We start from the raw sequence: 16,226 nt of genomic DNA on the forward strand, positions 1-16,226 counted from the left end.
CGTTCTAGCCTTGCTGATGCTCGCGCAAGCTTGAAAAGATCAGCAGGCCTACGCTGTAGACAAGCAAGCAGGTGAGCAGCACGGTCAGAATCGACATTGGGCGATTGGGCAGCTGCGCCTTGTCGGCTAGAGCGGGTGCAGCAATCCGCTCGAGGTATAGTTTCTGACTTCTTTCGTCGAGAACAGCTGTCGTGAGCGCACTAGTTGCTGCTACCAGTTCGCGATCGGCGATTTCAGACTGCAGGACCAGCGTTTCATAATCACCGACGCGTGGCGCCAAAGAATTAGGGCTACCTGCTATCTTGGCACGCTCTGCCGCGATCTGAGCCTCATAGGCACGAATGCGTCCATCAATGGCAGGCAGTTGCGGGCTTTGAGGTGCCTCCAAGGCTAGTTGTGACCGTTCAACTCTTAGTTGCGCAACACTTGATAGCAGTCCTCCAATCAGCTGAGTGCTCTCGGCGGCGGCCCTCGCTGGATCTATAAATTGTTCCTTCGTGCGAAATGCCGAAATAGCTTTCTGATTCGCTATTAACTTAGCTTGGGCGTCTGCGACCCGCTGCCTGGCTGAACGAACTGCATCATCAGACGCTCGCTCATTAAGTCGATTAATCAGGGCTTCGCCCTGGTCGAGCATGGCGTTGGCGAGGAGTTGTGCATCGACGGGCGTGAAGGCTTCGACCCTAAGAGTGCTTATTCCTGTTTGCGAGGCGTAGCCGACCGTTACAAACCGTTTGAAACTCTTATGAAGGCCTTCCTGCGAGCTGTCCTCAAACAGATTTGGGTAACGAGAGAAAACATCTATGCCCTTGTGGCCCCAGATTTGTCGCAGATCAAACTTGCGGTTCAAGTCAGATACCCCGTCGCGCGAAGTAATATATTCGTGAACCGCAAAGGAGTCGGAAGGCTGGGTGGAGAAGCCGACCCCCTGAAGCGCCACGCCTAGGGGCGACATTTGGGATTGGCTAGGTGCACGAACGATGAACCGCGCCTCTGATACATAACGAGGTGAAGCGATTAGTAGAAAATAAGCCGATGCAATAAGCGTAGGTAGTGCCACGACCAAAAGGAAACCTCTTGGAGCTTTTGCCACGCGTTCCTGCCAAGAAATATTTTGCTTATGCTTGGACGTCGGGAGCGGGCCAAGATAGCTAAGCCTATTGGTCATTAGTCACCGAAATAGAGGGGACGGACATGGTCATTCGATCTCGATCCGATCTTTAGCAGAGTTGATTATCAACAAACCGACAAAATTGAATATGCCGACCCAGAGCAGCCCGTACATGGGATCATAGTGCGTTTCGACAAACTCGCCAAACACCGAAGCCCTTACCATCTCAGTCGCATGTGGGAAGGGAACCCATTTGTAGATTTCCCGAGCGGAAGGGGGGAGAAACGATGTCATCATAAAAGCGCCGGAGATCGGGATCAGCGCGTAGCTTATGAACCCTACAAGGCGTTCGAATTGATCGGATAGCATTGCAAGGCCACCGGCGATCAGGCCCACGCCCGCGGCCATCCCCCCCATCAAAAACCATCCGCCATACAAAAGAAGCCAATCGGACGGCGGCTCCACCTGACGCAGCACCAACAGAAGAACATAAATGAAGAAGAAGGCGATTGTGGCACCAAAAAACTCCAAGATAATGCGAGTGGCGAAAATATGGGGAAGCTTGATCGCACGATGGTAAAGCAGTCCGGTGTTCGCCGGCACAGCACCTACCGATTGGCCGATCATGTGTCGGATCAACAGCAGGCACATATAGCCTGTCATGACGAACGGTCCGAGAAGGATGCCGTGTTCATAAGGTGGCTTCAAAAAGTGCCACATGATGAGAACGCCAAGGCAAAAAATGAGAGGTTCGGCGACAAGCCAGAAAAATCCCAACCCCTCACGGCCATAGCGCGTCATGATCTCTCGCATCATCAAGGCGCCGATAATGCGGCCCTGAACGATCGCGCCGCTGATGTAAGTAATGCTAGGATTCTTGTTAGACGGAGTTGTGCTAGTCATATAGAAAATTCGGAAAACGTTCTTTCACATGACCGGTCTTCACTGCTTGAACGAAAAGATTATCGCCCCTCAATTCAGTCGGATAGCCGGCCTTTCCAACCCAATCTAAAAGGTCATCGCGCGGAGGAAACCAACTATACTCGGTCCAAATCCTCTCGACACTAAATCCGCAGTTTTCCATCAATTGCATCATAAGATCCGGGCCGTACTCAAGGTTGTGTCGATCTGAAATTCTTGCAGATCTGTAGTGATAATAGCTGTTGGGCACTTGCCGCCACAGTATCCGATGTATGTTTTCTATACTCGACACATTAGGAGTAGTCAAAAATAGTCGGCCGCCAAACTTCATGACCCGATTGAGCTCGCCCATAAATCCGACAGGATCCAACGGCATGTGCTCTATTATTTCTGGGGCAATGATAAGATCGTACTCTTCACCATCCATAGGCAGGCATTCCTGCTCAATGTTGCCATTATATAGCGTGAACTTTGTTTGGTCAGTATCGAACGAGTATGAGCGCTGGATTATCTTATAGGGGGTATCTGATTCAAAAATCGCGCCATCAACGCGATCATACCCGGCAATATCCTTCATGGCCTTGAGAAAGAACCCGTAGGTTCCAACTTCTATAGCGCGCATACCGCCTTGCGTTGCCTTCGGTAGGTTGCATAATGTTTGAAGAAAGCGCTTTTTATGGGTCTCGAAATAATCATTATTTGGGCCCAAGTGTGATGAGTAGATTTCGACGTACTCTTCCGGAGTCATTCGCTGTGTTCCATATTAGTAATATTGAGTTAGACCGCGCTATCTTTCTTTATCAACCGCGAAACGCGTTCTTTTAGATACAGTAGACGATACTCTTCAGAAGTTAATTCCTGATTGTTGTGAAAGTTGTATTTCTGAGATGCAGTCCACCATGTCAGATTCAGTCGCTGTGCGACTGTTTCGCCCACGGGAATTTGAAGCTCTGAAAGGGGGTCCCATTCGGCGAAAATGCGCGACCCTGAGTTATGAAGCGCGTGTCCCGGCTTGCGTGCGTCGGGCCAAGTCGCAACGATAAGACGATCCAGAATTTCAGCAAACAAGGGCGATGCTGGATGGTTATACGCCCAAAACAGCCTTTTGACCTTGAAATTTGAAAGGACGAACGGGGCTATGCGCACTGTTGCATCCCGCTCGCGACGCATTAGACGGCTGAATTCAATGTCCACATGTCGCTCTATATCCCTCGTCTTTTTTTCCTCGAGAGCGGTAGCGTGTTGGAGGCCTTCCGCACCAAGGAGTCCGGCATCGGAGGTTTCCATGAGGACCCGATCACCATAAGGGAACATGCCGTATTCATAGTCAGGCTCGGGGCCGAAAATAGGATCGTGCGCCTGGAACGGCCAAAGCAAGCCAATATCGACAGGTGGGAATGTGACGGTGCGGCAATCTTGAGGGAGTGAGGCTAACTGAGGAAAAGGTGCGCCTTCATCAATTTGATTCCATAGTATTTTGCAACGGGATATGACCTCAGGGTCAACTATGGCCGTTCCTTCAGTGGGATGAACGAAGCTTCTGTAATAAACGACTTCATAATTGGAGAAGATGTCGCCCATAAACTGAAAACAACTCGCCAGAACGGCGGCTTGACAGTTTCCGTACACAACGAATGTTGGTTTCAATTGAGAAACTCCTCAATTAATTGAGCAAGTTCGCCGACGGTCTGTAGTTCCAATGTGCGTTCCAAGGGCAAGACTGTTCCAATTTCGTTTTCAAGTTCCAAGATCACTGAGCCGTGGGAAAATGAATCCCAACCAAGGATATCACCGGCGACCGTTGCCGGTGTGATCTGTGAGGCGTCTACGCCAAATTCTGATGCGATGACTTTCGTCACCAGCGACAACGACCGTTCAGCAGGATTCTCGGACATGGGATGCCTATTTGCGTTGGAGAAACGCCGCCTTGTTGGCGGAGCGGCTGATTTTGCCACTTGTTGTTTTTAGCAGTTGGCCAAGGGAAAGGGCTACAATGTGTCGTGGGGACACGCCTGCCGAGGCTTCGAGATGCTGACGCACTGTGCGAGCGACATCCTGAGGGTTCGAACCCTCCATCACTTCGAATTGCACCGCAATTTCGGAGGTGCCGGCCTGGTCGGAATCGACGCCGAATGCGATTGCGCGCCCAGGACGCACACCCTTTGCCAAGCCGATGATGTCTTCTAGCTCGTGCGCCATGAAGTTTCGACCGTACGCGACGATCAGATCGTCAGTCCGGCCAGTCACATAGAGTTCGCCTTCATACATGAATCCGAGATCGCCGGAATGATACCAGCCGCCGACCAGCGCTTTGGCGGTTAAGTCCGGACGCTGGTTGTAGCCTTGGAACAGGGTTGACGACCGGATGGTAATTTCACCAATCTCGTCTGGCGCGGCAAGTTGCCTATCGCCTCTTAAAATTCTAACTTCCATGCCCCGTAGGACACGCCCGCAACTGGCGATCTCAAGGGTTGGCCCGTCACTCGCGGGGGCGACACGTCCCGCTTCGAACGCTGCACGGTCCACCACTAGGCTCGCAGCTGCTCGACCAGAACTGGTCTGTGTAACTCCGAACACATTCTCGGCCATGGCGTAGCAAACTTGAGCCGCCTCCGCCGCAAAACCCGACGGCGCGAAATGTGCTTGAAATCGAGCCTGGACGGCGGGACGGCTGGGTTCAGAGCAGCTTATGATCGCGCGCAGACTGGAGAGATCAAAATCTTCGGGGTTTCTGACCCCATTGCACATGTGAGCGAAGGCGAAGTTTGGCATCCATGCATACTGTGCGCCTTCGTCTTGGATGGCTTCGAGAAGCAGGCGCGGGCGTGCGGTCCATTCAAATGGATCAACCATAGCCACTGTCGCCCCCATGACCAGCGGCATCATAAAGCAGGCGATGAGCCCCATGTCATGGTACAATGGCAGCCATGACGCTGCAATCGATTCCTGCGTGAAACCGATAGTATTTGCATATAGGCGGACGTGATTGACGACGGCGTCATGCGTTAACATAACCCCTTTTTTGAGTGCGGTCGTGCCTGAACTGTGTTGCAGAAACGCAACATCTTTTGCGCTTGGCCGGGCGATAACCGCCTGATCAAATTTCGAAATCTCAGATGTGGCAATAATGTAATCGCTATGCTGAGGTAGATTTTCTCTGTAGGCTTCGGCGATACTGTTTGACAAAACAAACAGTGCGGGCTGGATCAGGTCGTAAAGTTTAGAGTGCGATGTCCAATAGACGGAATTTTGCTGTTTGGCATTGGGGTAGGGCATCATCGCAGGCGGATAGCCCGCCATCATTGCGCCGAGAAAGGCGCACATTGGGTCGGGACCGGGCTCGTGTGAAATTATGATAGGTTGGCCCGGCGCCGCAGCGCGGGCCTGGATCGTCTCCGCAAAGACCGCAGCAGAACGCACGAACTCACCATAAGTCAGAACTGATCGTTCGCCATTGGCCTTTCGAAACACTGTAAACGGCTTGTTTGGCGTTTCGGTCGCCCAGCGATGAGCCAAGCCCACTATTGTTTCTGTCCGGGGGGCGTCAGGCTTGGTCAGCACGGGTCTTCTCAACAACAGTCGATTTTAAGGGAGGAATTATCACCGGAGACCTTGATCCGAAACGAGCCTCTGCCGTTAGCCGATTGTGACTCCGATTATGTCGAGCGAGCAATAAATTCTAAGCCGATAACGATCAAGTTGAGATTTCTGTTCCCTTGCAATGCTGGGATAGATTTGCTTTGTGTCGCGAACTTTCATGATCAAAGCTGGCTGAAATGATCCCCGAATTTATCGTCGGTATCAATCTTACACGTTTGAATTCCAACTCGGGTGGCGGCGCCGGGTTGTTCGGAATCTCGATGGTCAGAGAGGCTGCTAAACGCTACCGTACCTCGGTTTTTGTTCAGTATTCGAATATGGCCGACATCCGCCGTAGGGTCGGAGATGTTGATGGCCTACAGTACATTCCGCTTGATTTTTCAAATGGCGTCGATCGCGCATTCGAGCCGCATCTAGACGATCTGGATGTCTTTATCGATCCTCTGAACGGGTTGGAGCCGTCACGTTTACCGAGACATGTCTTTACTGTGCCGGTGATCCACGATCTATTATTTGTAGATAGGCCGTACTTTTTCAGTCAGGAAGAGATCGATTTTCGTCGCTCGCATTACGGTGACGCAATTGATCGCGCCGATCACGTCTGGACCGTCAGCGACCAGCAGGCGGAAAAGATTCGTAACGTGTTCGGCAAGGCCGCCGTCAGCGCGATTATTCAGCCTCCGCATTTCTCGTTTGGAGACCAGGAAGCGGTAACACTTGATGCTGGGCGTCGTTTCGTTCTGTATCCGGCCGTTCAGTGGAATCACAAAAATCATTTCCGACTCTTTCAAGCCTTCGCACGTCTGTGCTCACAGGGGCTGATTCCTGATGACGTCGATCTTATATTTACTGGCGTCTTCCCTAAAGAGGCGAATAGCGGACTGCATCTGGATCTTCTCGCCCAGTTGAATATGGAAGATCGCATCAAGCACGTCGCCTATATGCAGGAGGGGCAGTACGCAGCAGTCCTAAGGGCGGCGATTGGTGTGGTGTATCCCAGCCTTTATGAAGGGTGGGGGGTTCCCGTTTGCGAGGCGGCAGTGAATGGCGTGCCGATTCTAACGGCCGACTGTCCGTCCCTCAGCGTCGCCAGGGACGCTGAGAATGTTCGCATTCTGCCCACGCCCGAGGACGCGGACGTCCTCGCTGCGGCGCTCGCGGACTTCATCAATGAGCCGCCGCCTGTGATGCCTCCCGTGGATGCGAGCGCGGCGCGAGAGGCGTTTGGAAAACAGGTCGCGGAGGTCTGCGAGAAAGCTCGACATTTGCGTCGGGGTTCTAAAGACAGGCGTGAGTCTTCCGACACCCATTGGCCGGATGTGAAGCGTCGTGAGGCCGGCAATACGTTGGTTGTCGTTTCAGTTTCTTCGCCTTCTGAAGAGCTCTACTCACAAATAAGGGACGCCATGTCGGCCAGTCCTGGTCTTCGGGCCGTAGTGCTCGCTCCCTATGGTGGGGAAAGACCTCCGGAGGGTATCGGTCGTGCCGCCTACGCAAGCCCTGCAGAGCGCGATTTGGCCCTCACATACGAGGTCGTGTTCGCGCGCACTACCCATATTACGATCCTGGCCGATGGATTTCTGACAGAGGCGGGTCCGTCCGTGCTCGCCAAGGCGACAGCGGTCGCCAATCTTTATCACGACCTCGTTGCTGTCTTGCTCACTTCGGAACACGACGCGCGTATTTCGGGGGATCTAGGCGCGGCGTTGTCCGGATGCACGTTCAAGGTCGAAAGCTTGGGCTCGTTCGAGCTTACGCCGGGCGGCCTGACGCGTGCGGCGCTACGAGCGCGTGAAGACGCGACGAGAATTGCGAGGCCGCGCCTGGTCATTATTGATCCCTCACTTAAGGATTTGGTTGGCCACCATTCCGCCGTGGCTCGTAGTCTGGCGCGCGGCGCGCGTGAGAACGGCTGCACGCCGATAGTTCTGGGCAATCGCGCTTGTCCGCAAAATCTGATCGAGCCGGACGCTTTAGCTGTCGGTGCGTTTGATGACTACCTATACTCTGGTGTCAACAACATCGGATTGTTTACTTATGAACTCGAAGTCGCTGCAAAGCGAGTTGCGATCATGGGGGATGATGTCGTAACTCTATTTTGCGCCACTCCAACTATGTTGGCTGGCACCATTCCGTTCTTGCTTGCTCGAAAAATGGAAGATCGCCCGACGATTTCCATTCGGTTTGATCGCGACGAGGCTCGAGCTCCAAGCTCGCGTATAAGTTATCGCCGCGCATTCGAGTTGATCCGCCTTTTTGGCTTGCGCGGGCACTATCGTTTCTTCGCCGAATCGAAAGGGCTCCAAAAGTATTTCGAAGATCTGGCCGGCGAGACGATGCCCTTGCTGTTCAATCCACTGCCCAAAGCAGATGTATCGGGACTCAAATTCATCCCGACCGGAGGCGACAACAAGCGGTTATGCTTGAGTTACCTTGGCGAAGCGCGTGTGGAAAAGGGCTTCCATGTCGTGCCTTTCGCTATCGAGTATCTGCTTTCGCTGCCGGACTTGGCGGATAAGATTTGCTTCTTTATCCAGACAGGCGCCGGCCCATTGAATCAACATGGTTGGGTTTTGTCCGCTCAGGCTGACATTGAACGGCGAGCGGCTGAGGACGCCCGCATCCAAACCAGGCGTTTCCTGTCCGAAACTGAGTACGCAGATGCGGTTGAGAGGACCGACATCATGTTGTTACCTTATGGCCCGCCCGACTATACGCGGCGCGGTTCGGGCGTGGCCACTGAAACAGTCGCAGCTAGTAAAGTTATGGCGTGTTCTCAGGGACTCGATCTTGCTGACACGTTCGAGGGCGCTGGTGTTGTGCTCCCCGATAATCAGAGCGAAATGGGACTGGCTCGGGCTTTCGAAAAGGCTATTCGCGAGTATCCAGCCTTTAAAGCAAAGGCCCAAATGTATCGGAAGCGGAATGATCATCTTTTTGGTGATGATGCCCATTTTGTGCGCCGCTTGACTGACGAGGGGCAAGCGGCTTCTGCTCCATTCAAGCCTGTGATCTGGTTGTCCAATGACACGAGAGGAGAGGGGTCTGGTGTCGTATATGACAGCCAGATTAAGTACCTAGAGTCCACCGGTCATGCGGTGTTTAAGGTCGTTGTTCCGTATCCCAGTCGCTGGGCTGCGGAAAATCCACGTGATTTCGACTGGGCTGCATTCTTGGAAGATCTTGAAGTGTTCCCTGCTTTCAAATTGGACAGCGAGATGCAGCAAGTTATTACGGCCGTGGAAAATGAAGGGAATAGCTATCAGAATTTCTCGGCGGCTTGGAAAAAGCTGATTTTCCCGAGCGGCTTCCAGAATATGGTCAATGCGTTCGAAAACCCTACCGCTGTGATCAACTATGCCCATCATGCCCATGCGTTGGAAAAGCTGAGCCCAAACAACGACATGGTGAGAATATGCGAGGCTCACGATATACAAGCCTATCAGTATGCGCTTCAGCAACTCCGTTCGCCAACTCAGGTCGAAATCGATGAGGAGTTAAACGAACTCAGCAAATTCGATCACGTCGTTAGCATCAGCGCGAAGGAGGCGCGGATGATGTCAGGCGTCCTTTCGGATGGACGTGTAACTTGGCGACTGCCGTTCATCGACGAGAGGCCGAATGTGGCCAACGTAAGAGCTGACGGCGAAGATCAGCTGATTCAGGAAACTGATCTTCTGATCGTCGGTAGTCGGCATGACGCGAACGTTGCCAGTGCTCGATGGTTTATTCATAATGTATATAAAACAATGCTTTATGATCGTGGGATTACCCTTCGTGTTGTGGGAACCATTGTCGAAGGCCTGGACTCTGGTTATTTGTCCGACAAGATCGATTATTGTGGTTGGGTGCCTTGTCTCGATAAATATTATGCTAAGTCGCGGATCGCGGTTCTGCCGATAGTTGCTGGTGCTGGAGTACCCATCAAGGTTCTCGACGCTTTCGCTCGGGGGGTCCCTTTCTCGCTAACCGAATTTCCGAGAGAAGCGATCGGCTTGCCCGCCGATTTCCCAACCTGCCATGGGGCGGTCGCTATGGGAGCCGACATTGCGTCTCTGCTTTCCAGCGGAGAGGCGCGCAGGGAACGTGCTAAGCTCGGGCGCCAGTTCTATGAGACTTTTGCCTCGCGGAGCAGCTATTTCCGCAGTTGGGACTCAATCATGGCAAAGGCCCAAGAAAATAGGCGCTAGACGACTTATTGGTCGAACTACGACTGAAGATTTCAACACGGCCAATACGGCTGTGCTCCTCTTTAGAAGATGACGCGACAAGGAGTGAAAAATTATGAAGACAGCACTGGTGTGCGGAGCAGGTGGCTTTATTGGTGGCCACTTGGTTAAGAGGCTTAAAAAAGAAGGCTTTTGGGTTCGCGGTGTCGACCTGAAGTTTAACGAATATGCCGAGACTGAAGCCGATGATTTTGTCATTGGAGATCTACGTGAGCAAAGCGTTGTCCGCGCTGTCGTCGATCGGAAGTTTGATGAGGTCTATCAACTTGCCGCTGATATGGGAGGCGCCGGCTATATTTTTACCGGCGAGAATGACGCCGATATCATGCACAATTCGGCGACGATTAATCTGAATGTGCTTGATGCTTGTCACAAGCGTAATATTAAACGTGTGTTTTATTCTTCCTCAGCGTGCATGTATCCGGCCCACAACCAAATAGATCCTGATAATCCTAATTGCGCGGAAGATAGTGCTTATCCAGCCAATCCTGACAGTGAATATGGCTGGGAAAAGCTGTTCTCTGAGCGCCTTTACCTCGCCTATAATCGCAATTTTGGCATGGAATGCCGCGTCGCACGTTACCACAACATCTTTGGCCCGGAAGGCACGTGGGAGGGCGGTAAGGAAAAGGCTCCTGCTGCGACTTGCCGTAAAGTAGCGATGGCCACGAGCGGAGACGTCTTGCCGGTCTGGGGCGATGGTCTACAAACTCGGTCTTTCCTGTATGTCGATGAATGCATAGAGGGGACTATACGACTGTTGCGATCCAGCTTCGAAGGTCCGGTCAATATTGGCTCAGAAGAGATGATCGCGATTAATGATTTGGTGCGGATGGTGATCGCGATCGGGGATAAAGATCTTTCAATCGAGAATATCCCTGGACCTGTTGGAGTGCGCGGTCGCAACTCTGACAATCGGCTGATCCGTGAGAAGCTTGGATGGGAGCCGAGCCAATCTCTCAAGGATGGCATGGAGAAGACATACGTTTGGATTCAAGAGCAGGTAAAGCGTCGCCATAACTATCCGAAGGCGGCCTGATCGGTGGGCGAGGCCGTCGAGTATCGCATATTGGGCGGCTTCATACCCCTTGTGGTGGGCTTCAAAAAATACCCCTCCAACTAAAAAGCGGGAGAGACAGGGCATCTCTTTCTGATCGTAAGGAGCTGGGCGGAGTTATGGGCCAAGACCAAGGGAGATCAGGATCGTCCCAAGCGATCTGCCCCAGATTGTGAGGGCCGAATGTCTTGCTACATTTGAATACAACCTCGACATTGTCTTGAAGCGCCTGGAAGCCTTGCGCCAGGTAATCAGGAACATATATCCAAGGATCATCAGGTCCAGCATCGAAGGTGGCCCAGGCGCCGTAAGTCTCAAAACGAAGATCCAGCACGGCGATTCTGGCCCGCCCTTTTACCACGCGGAAGAGTTTTGCCTGGTTCATTGGCGGCGTTTGGAAATGCAGACCTCTAACGACTCCGCGCAGCTCGGTACCGGAAGCGACTTCGTGAACAAATTCCGGTAGCCCTAGGGCCAAAAAGGCATCGCGACTGTAAAGCTCGCTCAACCACCCGCGGGCGTCGTGCATTGTCGGCGGTGAAATCCACGCTAGCCCTTCAATGTCGCCGATAGGGGTAAGTCGGTAGTCCTGCGTGGCCATATGAACGAGAACCGAAGCGATGGGAATAGATGGCGAGAGGTGGTGAGGCAGGCGGCGGCCTCTGCTTGTTCTACAACCATTTCTGCGCTGCGTTCGCTACTAAACTTGCGTTCACAAACTGTGATTCCAGAAATAGACTGCACCGGCTTTCTGGAGCTGAGCGGCTAAAGCCACGTTCCCGCGTGACACCGCCCCCATCCCTCGCTATCTCGCGCGCGTGATGAACGAAACAGAACGCCAGTCAGAAGAACGTAGCTGGGAGACGGCGAAGACGCTCGCCGAGGCCTTGCCGTATATTCAGGTCTATGACCGCGAGACCGTGGTCATCAAATACGGCGGTCACGCCATGGGCGAGAGCGCTGTGGCGCGTCAGTTTGCCGCCGATGTCGTGCTGCTGAAGCTGATGGGCGTGAATCCGGTGGTGGTGCATGGCGGCGGGCCGCAGATCAGCGCCATGCTGGATAAGGCGGGGGTGAAGTCCAGCTTCGTCGACGGCTTGCGGGTCACCGATCCGGCGACGATGGAAGTCGCCGAGATGGTCTTGTCGGGCGCGGTGAACAAGGAGATCGCGCACTGGATCACCATGGCCGGCAAGGAGGCGGACGTGCGCGGCGTCGGTCTGTCGGGCAAGGACGCCGGTCTGCTGACCGTCGAGAAGACGCGCCGCACCAAGCGCGACCCCGACAGCATGATCGAGCACGAGGTCGACCTGGGCTATGTCGGCGAGCCGACAAAGGTGGATCCCAAGCTGATCGCCGGCCTGATCGCGTCGGAGACCGAGGACTGGGTGCCGGTCATCGCCCCCATCGGCGTGGCTGAAGACGGTCAGACCTACAACGTCAATGCCGATACGGTGGCGGGCGCGGTCGCGGGTTCGCTGAACGCCAAGCGGATGCTGCTGCTGACCGACGTGCCGGGGGTCAAGGGCGCCGATGGTGACATCATCCGTCAGATGACGCTGGACGAGGCGCAAAACCTGATCGATACGGGCGTCGCCACCGGCGGCATGATCCCCAAGCTGGAGACCGCCATGGCCGCCGTGCGTGCGGGCGTCGAAGCCGTAGTCATTCTGGACGGGCGTCGGCCGCACGCCATGCTGGTCGAGCTATTCACAGAGTTCGGCGCCGGCACGCTGGTGAAGGCGTCTTGATCGACCCCCATTCCACATCCCTTGGGCATGTGCGCGCCTGGGTGTTCGACATGGACGACACCCTGTATCCGCGCGAGCAGGGTCTGATGCGGCTGGTCCAGGCGCGCATCAACGCCTTCGTGGTCGAAGCCGTCGGACTGGAGCCCGAGGCTGCGGCCGCGATGCAGCGCCAGTTTTTGGACGAGCACGGCACGACCCTGGCCGGGCTGATGGCCAACTATGCGGTCGATACAGAACGGTTCCTGCGCGAGGTGCACGACGTGCCGCTGGACGGGGTCGAGCCCAATCCGCGTCTGGCCGAGCAGCTGAAGGCCCTGCCCGGTCGTTGCTATGTCTTCACCAACGGCGCGCGCGACTACGCCCACCGTGTTCTGGAGCGGATCGGCGTCGCCGACTGTTTCGAAGGCGTCTTCGCCATCGAGGATGGGGATCTGACGCCCAAGCCCAATCCCGCGACCTTCCGCCGGATGCTGGAGCAGTTCGGCATCGATCCGCACCGATCCGCCTTTTTCGAGGACACGCCCAAGAATTTGGAGCCGGCCAAGGCGCTGGGCATGGCGACGGTTCTGATCGGCGACGGCCATGGCAAGCCGATCGGGCCGCATATCGACCATGTGGCCCCGGACCTTTTCGACTTCCTCTCTGATCTGAGCTTCAAGGACGCCGCATGACCGATCTGTCGCATCTCGAATCCGTCGTCGAGGCCGCCTGGGAACAGCGCGCCGAGGTGTCCGCCGCCACGCATGGCGAGGTGCGCGACGCCGTTGAAACCGCCTTGGCCCTGCTGGATTCCGGGCAGGCGCGCGTCGTCTCGCGCGGCGGCGATGGCGTCTGGACCACGCATCAGTGGCTGAAGAAGGCGGTGCTGCTGTCCTTCCGTCTGAACGACAACCAGATCATGCGGGCGGGCGCCCCGTCCGTCATGCCGCTGTCGGTGGATCATCCCGTCGCCGTTGGTCCCTTCTGGGACAAGGTGCCCAACAAGTTCGGCGACTGGACCGCATCGGATTATCAGTCGGCCGGCTTCCGCTCGGTGCCCGGCGCCATCGTCCGTCACGGCGCGCATATCGCCAAGAACGTGGTGCTGATGCCGTCGTTCGTGAACATCGGCGCCTTCGTCGATGAGGGCTCGATGGTGGATGCCTGGGCCACGGTCGGCTCCTGCGCCCAGATCGGCAAGAATGTGCACCTGTCGGGCGGCGCGGGCATCGGCGGCGTGCTGGAGCCGCTGCAGGCCAATCCGACCATTATCGAGGATGGCTGCTTCATCGGCGCCCGCGCCGAGGTGGCCGAGGGCGTGATCGTGCGCGAGGGCGCGGTCCTTGCCATGGGCGTCTACTTGTCGGGCTCGACCAAGATCGTGGACCGGGCGACCGGCGAAGTCTTCCGGGGCGAGGTGCCGGCCTATTCGGTGGTCGTGCCGGGTTCGCTGCCGGATCCCCATGGCGGGCCGTCGCTGTATTGCGCCGTGATCGTCAAGCGTGTGGACGCGCAGACGCGGGCCAAGACTGGCGTCAACGAACTGCTGCGTGACTGATCAGGCGGCGACGCGAACGGCTTCGATCCGGGGCGTGTCGAAGGTCGCGTGAAGGGTGAAAGTCGATCCCTTGCCGGGGGTCGACGTCACCGTGATCTCGCCGTCCATCAGGGCGGCGAGACGCTGGCAGATGCTGAGGCCCAGGCCGGTGCCGCCGAACTTGCGGGTGGACGACCCGTCCACCTGAGAGAAGGGCTGGAACAGGCGCGTCAGATCGTCGGCGGCGATACCGATGCCGGAATCAACCACACTAAGTCGTAAGTTCGTGCGCCCCTCGCCTGCCGGCTCGCTGTCGATAATCAGGCGAACCTCGCCCTGAGGCGTGAACTTGATGGCGTTGGCCAGCAGGTTATGCGTCACCTGGGCCAGGCGCAGCGGGTCCATTCTGAGAAGCGGCGGCAGCGGGCCCCGGATGTCGGTCGTGAAGGTCAGTCCGCCCGCCTCTGCCTGGGCCTTGAACGGCCCCGTCAGCCGGGCGGCGAGGCTCTCGGCTTCGACGTCGACGAAGTCCAGCTCCATCTTGCCGGACTCGATCTTGGTGATGTCGAGGATGTCGTTCAGCAGCACCATAAGCCCTTCGCCGGAGTCGCGGATGACCCCGACGAATTCTTTCTGGCGGTCGCTGAGCTCGGACATCTGCAACAGTTGCGCGGCCCCCAGAACCCCGTTCATCGGCGTGCGAAGCTCATGCGAGATGACGCCCAGGAAGTTGGATTTGGCGGCGCTGGCGGCGTCGGCCCGGTCGCGGGCGGCTTCCAACTCGGAGATCAGTTCAGCCTGGCGGCGGTTGACGGCCTCCAGATCGCTGTCTTTCATCTGCGTGATGGCCACCTTGATCAACAAGGCCATCGCCAGAACCGGGATCATGCTGAGCACCACCCAAAAGCCGGGCGTGCCCCACAGTTTCGCCAACAGCAGCACCACGACCACCGAATAGGGCGCTGATGCGATCAGGGCCTCGCGGGGGGCGGCGCGCATCTGGGTGAAGACCAGCACATAGCCGGCCATCAGAAGAGCCACGCCCAGCGGCACGCCATAGGCGCCGCCGTAGAGGAAGGCGAGCAGAGGCGCTGCTGACCAGGCGATGCAGGAAATGGTGGCGGCCGTCAGCTTGATCCGGCCGTGAAGCCCCTCATCCCGCAACACCAGCACACGTTCGGCGAACGTCCGCAGCAGGCCCGACGCGGTCGCTGCTGCAAACCACAACACTGCGGTCGCCAAATCGGTGACGGTGAACAAGGCGACCGCCCAACTGGCGATGATCAGATACCGCATATGACCGTCGGCAATCAGATGTTGCACCAATGAGCGATCTTGGCCGGGTGTGTGGTTCGTCAACGTCGGATCTCGGGGTTCGATGACGCATCGTCGCCCAAATCCGACTAAGAGACTATGAACGCTAAACTTTATGCGCGAAGTGTCCGGCGTCGGACATAGCGCGGAATGAGTGGAGAGGCAGGAAGCGGTCGTCAGCCGCCTCCCATCCCTGTATCAGGCGGCCGTCTTCATGGCGTCCGCATTGACAGTCGCGTCGGCGATGCCGGTCAGGTCTTCGTCCGTCTGGGATTCCTCCTGAAGCGTCTCGTCCAGAAGAGCGGCGGCATCCTTCAAACCCAACACCAGAGCCCAGCGTTTCAGAGTGCCGTAGCGGGTGATCTCATAATGTTCGACCGCCTGGGCGGCGGCCAGCAGGCCGGCGTCCAAAGCCGGGGTGTCCATATATTCTTCCATGATTTCGTCGCCTTCGGCCAGGATGCCCTCAATGGCGTCGCAGGTCTTGCCGCGGGCGGGCTTGCCGATCAGCTCGAAGACCTGTTGCAGGCGTTCAATCTGGCCTTCGGTCTGACCCTTATGCTTCTCGAAGGCGGCCTTCAGCTCTGGCGACTGAGCCGCACGGGCCATCTTGGGCAGGGATTTCAGGATTTTGCGCTCAGCGTAATAGATGTCTTTGAGCGTGTCGTGGAACAGGGTGTCCAGGGTCTTGTCGGCCATGGTGAGGTCTCGCATCTGTGATGGAGCG

General features: G+C 56.1%; 14 protein-coding genes. 5 read left to right on the forward strand and 9 right to left on the reverse strand.

Going from position 1 to position 16,226, the window contains the following annotated elements; genetic code table 11:
• Positions 1–4: 4 nt before the first annotated feature.
• From E4341_RS02395 to E4341_RS02420, 6 genes are read right to left on the reverse strand one after another with little or no spacing between them, the layout of a single operon-like run.
• Positions 5–1,168, reverse strand: coding sequence for a chain-length determining protein (locus E4341_RS02395; RefSeq protein ID WP_165114884.1), 1,164 nt, complete (start codon positions 1,166–1,168; stop codon positions 5–7).
• A 30-nt stretch (positions 1,169–1,198) separates the two neighbouring features.
• Entirely contained in the window at positions 1,199–2,014 is an 816-nt protein-coding gene (locus E4341_RS02400) for an ABC transporter permease (RefSeq protein ID WP_205751342.1), read from the reverse strand.
• Positions 2,007–2,780 carry a bifunctional 2-polyprenyl-6-hydroxyphenol methylase/3-demethylubiquinol 3-O-methyltransferase UbiG gene (locus tag E4341_RS02405; RefSeq protein WP_165114886.1) on the reverse strand — a complete coding sequence of 258 codons (774 nt, stop codon included), beginning with the start codon at positions 2,778–2,780 and terminating at the stop codon, positions 2,007–2,009. The genes E4341_RS02400 and E4341_RS02405 overlap by 8 nt, the downstream gene beginning before the upstream one ends.
• Before the next feature lie 29 nt (positions 2,781–2,809).
• Positions 2,810–3,679: a WcbI family polysaccharide biosynthesis putative acetyltransferase gene (locus E4341_RS02410; RefSeq protein ID WP_165114888.1), complete on the reverse strand. Its 870-nt coding sequence runs from the start codon at positions 3,677–3,679 to the stop codon at positions 2,810–2,812.
• Positions 3,676–3,927 (reverse strand): acyl carrier protein, encoded by a 252-nt coding sequence (locus E4341_RS02415; RefSeq protein ID WP_165114890.1) that lies wholly within the window; start codon positions 3,925–3,927, stop codon positions 3,676–3,678. The genes E4341_RS02410 and E4341_RS02415 overlap by 4 nt, the downstream gene beginning before the upstream one ends.
• A gap of 7 nt (positions 3,928–3,934) precedes the next feature.
• Positions 3,935–5,593 (reverse strand): AMP-binding protein, encoded by a 1,659-nt coding sequence (locus tag E4341_RS02420; RefSeq protein ID WP_165114892.1) that lies wholly within the window; start codon positions 5,591–5,593, stop codon positions 3,935–3,937.
• 215 nt (positions 5,594–5,808) lie between these two features.
• On the opposite strand from E4341_RS02420, the gene E4341_RS02425 reads away from it, so the two are divergent.
• Both E4341_RS02425 and E4341_RS02430 read left to right on the forward strand, forming a co-directional pair.
• A complete protein-coding gene (locus tag E4341_RS02425) occupies positions 5,809–9,822 on the forward strand; it encodes a glycosyltransferase (RefSeq protein WP_165114894.1) in 4,014 nt (1,337 codons plus the stop codon).
• 94 nt (positions 9,823–9,916) lie between these two features.
• The gene (locus E4341_RS02430) at positions 9,917–10,900 is read left to right on the forward strand and encodes an NAD-dependent epimerase/dehydratase family protein (RefSeq protein ID WP_165114896.1); all 984 of its coding nucleotides are present in this window, start codon (positions 9,917–9,919) and stop codon (positions 10,898–10,900) included.
• 61 nt (positions 10,901–10,961) lie between these two features.
• Here E4341_RS02430 and E4341_RS02435 read toward each other — a convergent pair whose 3' ends face one another.
• Entirely contained in the window at positions 10,962–11,447 is a 486-nt protein-coding gene (locus E4341_RS02435) for a dTDP-4-dehydrorhamnose 3,5-epimerase family protein (protein WP_165114898.1), read from the reverse strand.
• Positions 11,448–11,739: 292 nt separating this feature from the next.
• Here E4341_RS02435 and argB point away from each other — a divergent pair, with 292 nt between their 5' ends.
• Genes argB through dapD form a run of 3 tightly spaced genes read left to right on the forward strand, consistent with a single transcriptional unit; the run spans position 11,740 to position 14,206 of the window.
• Entirely contained in the window at positions 11,740–12,669 is a 930-nt protein-coding gene (gene argB / locus E4341_RS02440) for an acetylglutamate kinase (RefSeq protein ID WP_017506718.1), read from the forward strand.
• Positions 12,666–13,340, forward strand: a complete 675-nt coding sequence (locus tag E4341_RS02445; RefSeq protein WP_240893602.1) for a pyrimidine 5'-nucleotidase — start codon at positions 12,666–12,668, stop codon at positions 13,338–13,340. Before argB ends, E4341_RS02445 begins: the two co-directional genes overlap by 4 nt.
• Positions 13,337–14,206, forward strand: a complete 870-nt coding sequence (gene dapD, locus E4341_RS02450) for a 2,3,4,5-tetrahydropyridine-2,6-dicarboxylate N-succinyltransferase (protein ID WP_165114900.1) — start codon at positions 13,337–13,339, stop codon at positions 14,204–14,206. Before E4341_RS02445 ends, dapD begins: the two co-directional genes overlap by 4 nt.
• On the opposite strand, the gene E4341_RS02455 is transcribed toward dapD, so the two are convergent.
• The gene (locus tag E4341_RS02455) at positions 14,207–15,508 is read right to left on the reverse strand and encodes a HAMP domain-containing sensor histidine kinase (protein WP_165114902.1); all 1,302 of its coding nucleotides are present in this window, start codon (positions 15,506–15,508) and stop codon (positions 14,207–14,209) included.
• Positions 15,509–15,697: 189 nt separating this feature from the next.
• The gene (locus tag E4341_RS02460; protein WP_165114904.1) at positions 15,698–16,198 is read right to left on the reverse strand and encodes a ferritin-like domain-containing protein; all 501 of its coding nucleotides are present in this window, start codon (positions 16,196–16,198) and stop codon (positions 15,698–15,700) included.
• Positions 16,199–16,226 lie beyond the last annotated feature (28 nt).

Origin of the sequence: Brevundimonas sp. 'scallop' (assembly GCF_011045535.1) — a bacterium.
Classification (GTDB): Bacteria; Pseudomonadota; Alphaproteobacteria; order Caulobacterales; family Caulobacteraceae; genus Brevundimonas; species Brevundimonas vesicularis.